The sequence below is a fragment of the Mycobacterium sp. 050128 genome, from assembly GCF_036409155.1.
In the GTDB taxonomy this organism is placed as follows: Bacteria; Actinomycetota; Actinomycetes; order Mycobacteriales; family Mycobacteriaceae; genus Mycobacterium.
Genome location: NZ_JAZGLW010000025.1, coordinates 1 through 4,345, shown reverse-complemented (window position 1 = coordinate 4,345; position 4,345 = coordinate 1). Strand labels below are relative to the sequence as shown.

At 61.6% G+C, this 4,345-nt stretch carries 6 protein-coding genes; all 6 read right to left on the bottom strand.

Annotation, left to right across the window (positions count from 1 at the left end; translation table 11 throughout):
- Window positions 1-665: DDE-type integrase/transposase/recombinase (locus tag SKC41_RS31590; RefSeq protein ID WP_330981540.1), on the bottom strand; the 665-nt coding region annotated here is incomplete at its 3' end.
- The gene (locus tag SKC41_RS31585) at window positions 662-970 is read right to left on the bottom strand and encodes an IS3 family transposase (protein WP_042909991.1); all 309 of its coding nucleotides are present in this window, start codon (window positions 968-970) and stop codon (window positions 662-664) included. The genes SKC41_RS31585 and SKC41_RS31590, both read right to left, overlap by 4 nt.
- A gap of 223 nt (window positions 971-1,193) precedes the next feature.
- Complete coding sequence (locus SKC41_RS31580; protein WP_042909992.1) at window positions 1,194-1,664, bottom strand: hypothetical protein; 471 nt, start codon at window positions 1,662-1,664, stop codon at window positions 1,194-1,196.
- A 425-nt stretch (window positions 1,665-2,089) separates the two neighbouring features.
- On the bottom strand, window positions 2,090-3,301 hold the full coding sequence (locus tag SKC41_RS31575) for an NAD(P)/FAD-dependent oxidoreductase (RefSeq protein ID WP_042909993.1): 1,212 nt from the start codon (window positions 3,299-3,301) through the stop codon (window positions 2,090-2,092).
- Complete coding sequence (locus SKC41_RS31570) at window positions 3,280-3,504, bottom strand: ferredoxin (RefSeq protein ID WP_042909995.1); 225 nt, start codon at window positions 3,502-3,504, stop codon at window positions 3,280-3,282. Before SKC41_RS31570 ends, SKC41_RS31575 begins: the two co-directional genes overlap by 22 nt.
- Window positions 3,505-3,538: 34 nt before the next feature.
- Window positions 3,539-4,345: a 3-(cis-5,6-dihydroxycyclohexa-1,3-dien-1-yl)propanoate dehydrogenase gene (gene hcaB / locus SKC41_RS31565; protein WP_042909996.1), complete on the bottom strand. Its 807-nt coding sequence runs from the start codon at window positions 4,343-4,345 to the stop codon at window positions 3,539-3,541.

Sequence of the window (4,345 nt, the reverse complement as noted above, 5' to 3'; positions counted from 1 at the left end):
TGGGCCTGATCGCCCGATCTGCTGCCTGCTGACGACGAACCACCCAACACCTCCACGATCACGAGGTGTTGCGACCACCAGTTGAATCCGCCCTGGCTGCCGCGGTCGCTGTGGACCACGCAGCCGGCGACGGCGCCGCGGCGGGCCACCGCACTGGCCAACGCCTCCGTGGCCAGTCGTGACTTCATCCGGGCGTCGATGCTGTAGCCGACGATGCGGTTGGAGAACACGTCCTTGATCGCACACAGGTAGAGCTTTCCCTCGCCGGTGCGGTGTTCAGTAATGTCGGCGAGCCACGACTGATTTGGGGATTCAGCGGTGAAGTCGCGTCCGACCAGATCGTCATGCACCGGTGGGCCGACCTTGCCGTTCTTGCCGCGCTTGCGCTTGCCGAACACGCTCCACCAACCGTTGGCAGAGCAGATCTGCCACGCGGTTCGCTCGGCCATCGGCTGGCCGGCGTCGCCGGCCTCGGCGACAAGGAAGCGGTAGCCGAACTCCGGATCGTCGCGGTGGGCGTCGAACAGGGCGTTGGCTCGATACGCCTCGATGACCTCGGCGTCGGTGATCGGGTTGGCCAGCCAGCGGTAGTAGGGCTGGCGGGCGAGCTTAAGGACCCGGCACGTCACCGCCACGGGGATTCTGTCGGCGGCGAGCTCTTTCACGAGCGGGTAAAGCCTTTTCCCGGCAGATTCGACTGCGACAAATACGCTGCGGCCCGGCGCAGCACCTCATTTTCCTGCTCTAGCAACCGGTTTCGCCGACGCAACTCGCGTAGCTCGGCCGACTCGCCGGTCGTCTTACCCGGGGTCGCTCCGTCGTCGATGTCGGCCTGGCGCATCCACTTCGACAGCGTCACCGCGTGCACCCCGAAATCGGCGGCGATCTGCTCGAGCGTCACACTGTCCTCACGGCTGCGGGCGACCCGCACGACGTCGTCACGGAACTCTTTCGGATACGGCCTTGCCATGGTGACATCCTTTCCAGCCCGCCCACGCTGGGCAAGCGATCTCAGGTGTCACCTATTCGTGCAGCAGACCCTGTTTCAAGCAGAACAGGCTCGCGTCTGACCCGCCGACTCACGAAGGATCGAGGCTAATTGCCCTGTGGCACAACAGAAGACAGGGTATCGGGTGCGGGCCTACGGGATCGAGAAACCTCACGCTATGCGGTACGTGCCCCATTGGCGTGCGTTATTCATCAAATCCCTCATCGGGTACAGCGAACGCCGCCCTTGCATTGGCATTTAGGTTTGCGAACCCATCGATCACCACGCGCGCCACGCGCAGCTTGTTGTCGAAGGTGCGGATCAGCCACGTGTGGAACGCCGCGCCGCTGAATTCCTCGCTGACTGGCGAAGGCGCTGCCCATCGACGGAAAGAAAACTCAAGCCGAGTCGCCATCTCGACGGCATCCTCGCACACTGGGACGTAGGAAAGTATTTGGCGTAGTTCAAGGCGTTCATCAAAGATCCCCTCACGTTGCGAGAGATATTTCAGCAAGCCGTCAAGCCCTTTCCATTGGTGACCGCCGCGAAAACCAATTTGGAAGTCGTCCGTAAGGATCGTTGTCATCATCTCTTCAGCCGTCGCGTGCCGCTGTTCTAAGTGCAGGTACTCATCAATCGTCGAGATTAAGGCAGGCAAATCTGGAGGACTCGGCATTCAGTCTTTTCCTTTCCCATGATCCGTGAAGCGGTTAACCAAAAGCCGCATGCGGCGTCTTTAGAACCCGGCCGAGTACGGGACGTGGTGCCGTCCGTTACCGATAAACTTAGCGCTAATGCATTGACTGCAAGCCATATCCCCGGTGCCTTCGCGAACACCACGCTCACCGATAACACCACGCTCACCGATGTAACATATTCCTGGATCGGCCCGGTGCCGATATCGACCGGGCAACTGTCCCAGCGTAGGTGAAAATAAGCCCTCACGCCCGGCAGTCCTCGGCACCTGATGAGGAATCGACACAGCGACGTCCCGGCGCAAAACTGGTAGGTAAGTACTACGGTGTGTAGCTCGGCGTCGGAATCCCGTTGCGGAAGAAGCAGACGTCATAACCTACCTCCTGGCGGGGCGATGTCAACGGTTCAGTTCCTCAAGGCCTCGATCCTCTCACGCAGGCTCGCGAAGGTGCCCCCGGCCTGCAACGCGCGCCGGCACTCGATCAATGCCCGAGGCCAGTTGACTATGGCTGCGCCACTCAGCTGTTGTCCGTCGTCGGTATACAGTGCCGCAAACCGCTTGTCGATCGCAGGGTCTCCAACGGTAGCGTGCCCTGAAATGCCAGCCGTCCTGCCTGCGACCTGAATTTTCCAGTCGTGCTGGTCGCTCCATACGTACTCGACCGGTTCGTAAGAGCAAAGGTCGTGGGGATGCGTGATGTTGTGTGCGACGCACGCTGCCTGATCCACTGCATTGGTCCAGTGCTCGACGCGTGTATCCCTGCCGCGACGTTGATGAAACCATCGGGATACATCGCCGACTGCGTAGATGTTGGGTGCCGTGACGGCACGGCAGTACTGGTCACATACCAGACCGTCATCCACGACCAGTCCCGACGACTTGAGCCACCCGTCGTTGGGGACGGCACCGATACCCACCACCACCGCACTGGCTTCCAGGGCGGTACCGTCAGTGAGCCGGATCTTGAGGTTGGAACGTTCGCCCTCAATGTTTTCGACGCCGACGCCAAACCGTGTGCACACTTGATGGCGCCGGTGCAAGTCGACGAACCATCCTCCGATCTCGGCGTTGAGAACCCGACTCATCGGCACCGGCAGCGGGTCGACGATCGTGACTTCCAGCCCGAGTGTTCGCGCGGTCGACGCAACTTCGGCTCCAATGAAGCCGCCTCCGACGACCACAAGATGGCCACCAGGAACCAGATCGGCTCGTAACTGTAGACAGTCCTCCAGGGTGCGAAGCAGATGGATCCCGGGCCGTTGTCCCCACGGGGACGGTCGTGCACTGGCGCCGGTGGCAACCACTAGGTGGTCGTAGTTCAGCGGCTCATGGCCGGCGAACGCCACCTGGCACGCTGCGGCGTCTACTCGCACAGCCCGGTGGCCGAGCAGAAGCCGGATGTCGGCAGCGGCGGCTGCCTCCTCGGTGAGTAATGTCACGGCTGCGACGTTGGTAGTGCCGGCGAGCAAGGCCTTCGACAACGGCGGCTTGTCGTACGGGAGTGTTGTCTCTTCGCCGACCAAGATGATGTCCCCGTCGTATCCTTCTGATCGCAGTGCCTGGGCGGTGCGAACACCTCCCACCGAGGTGCCGACTATGACGACTCTGGACCGCATTCGTCCACCACCTCCAGGGCGGCGACGGGACAGCTACGCGCGGCCTCGTCGACCCGAGTCCTGTCCGCCGCGGGAACCTCAGTCTTACGTACGTCCACGAGGCCGGTGTCATCTATGTCGAAATAATCTTCCGCGGCCATAACACAGTTGGCGTATCCCTGGCATAACTTCCGGTCGGCTTTGATGACTCCGTGAACGGCCATTTGCCATCTCCTCTCTAGCACGAACTGTCGGGTTTCAGGTTTTGGTGGGTTTGGCTACACCCAATCCGAACCCACCGTCGGAATGGCTTGAACCTCCAGTGATTCCGCGTGACCTATCAGAGGCGAAGAAGACGAAGCTCCAGGCGTGGTCTTCACCAGACAGAGCCACCCCGAGGGGCGTTCGGGCCGCTAGCTCGCGCGCCCGGTTCGGGTTGGCATCTAAGCGGCGAGCGCCGAGTCCGAGGCTGTCCAGGCCACGCAGATCGGTGTTCAATGTGCCTCCTGGCGCCACGCCGTTAACCCGAACCCTAGGAGCGAGTTCGTACGCAAGCGTGCTGACCAGACCACGGACGGCGTACTTCGATGACACGTAGAGCAGGCCGCCGCGTCCGGGCTGGTAGGAGGATGTGGATTCGGTGAGCACGATCGATGCGCCGGCCTCTTCCAGAAGCGCTGGAAGTGCCGCCTTGACTGATTGGATGTGGCTAAGGACGTTAATCCGGAACATCTCCTGGAATGCCTGCTCGATGCGGCTGGTGGGGATGTCTTGAATGCCCTGATAGAAATCGAAGGCTCCGACGCAGTTCACTAGGGTGTCTAACCCGCCGAAGGTTTCTACCGCGACTTTGACGGCTTCGTCGTTGGCGGCGCGGGTGGTCGCGTCGCCGACGATTACCGGGGTGTCGGGAAGTTGCTGTCGCAGGGCTGCGCATTTGTTTTCGTCGTGGTCGAGTACGGCTACGCGTGCGCCTTCTGTGTGGAAGGCGTCTAGTGTTGCCCGACCGATTCCTGAGCCTGCGCCGACGATCAGAGCGCGTTTGCCTTGCAGCCAGCCGGTCAT

Coding starts and splice junctions, on each gene's coding strand:
- hcaB (WP_042909996.1), bottom strand. CDS start 4,345: ATGACCGGCTGGCTGCAAGGCAAACGCGCTCTGATCGTCGGCGCAGGC.
- SKC41_RS31585 (WP_042909991.1), bottom strand. CDS start 970: ATGGCAAGGCCGTATCCGAAAGAGTTCCGTGACGACGTCGTGCGGGTC.
- SKC41_RS31580 (WP_042909992.1), bottom strand. CDS start 1,664: ATGCCGAGTCCTCCAGATTTGCCTGCCTTAATCTCGACGATTGATGAG.
- SKC41_RS31570 (WP_042909995.1), bottom strand. CDS start 3,504: ATGGCCGTTCACGGAGTCATCAAAGCCGACCGGAAGTTATGCCAGGGA.
- SKC41_RS31575 (WP_042909993.1), bottom strand. CDS start 3,301: ATGCGGTCCAGAGTCGTCATAGTCGGCACCTCGGTGGGAGGTGTTCGC.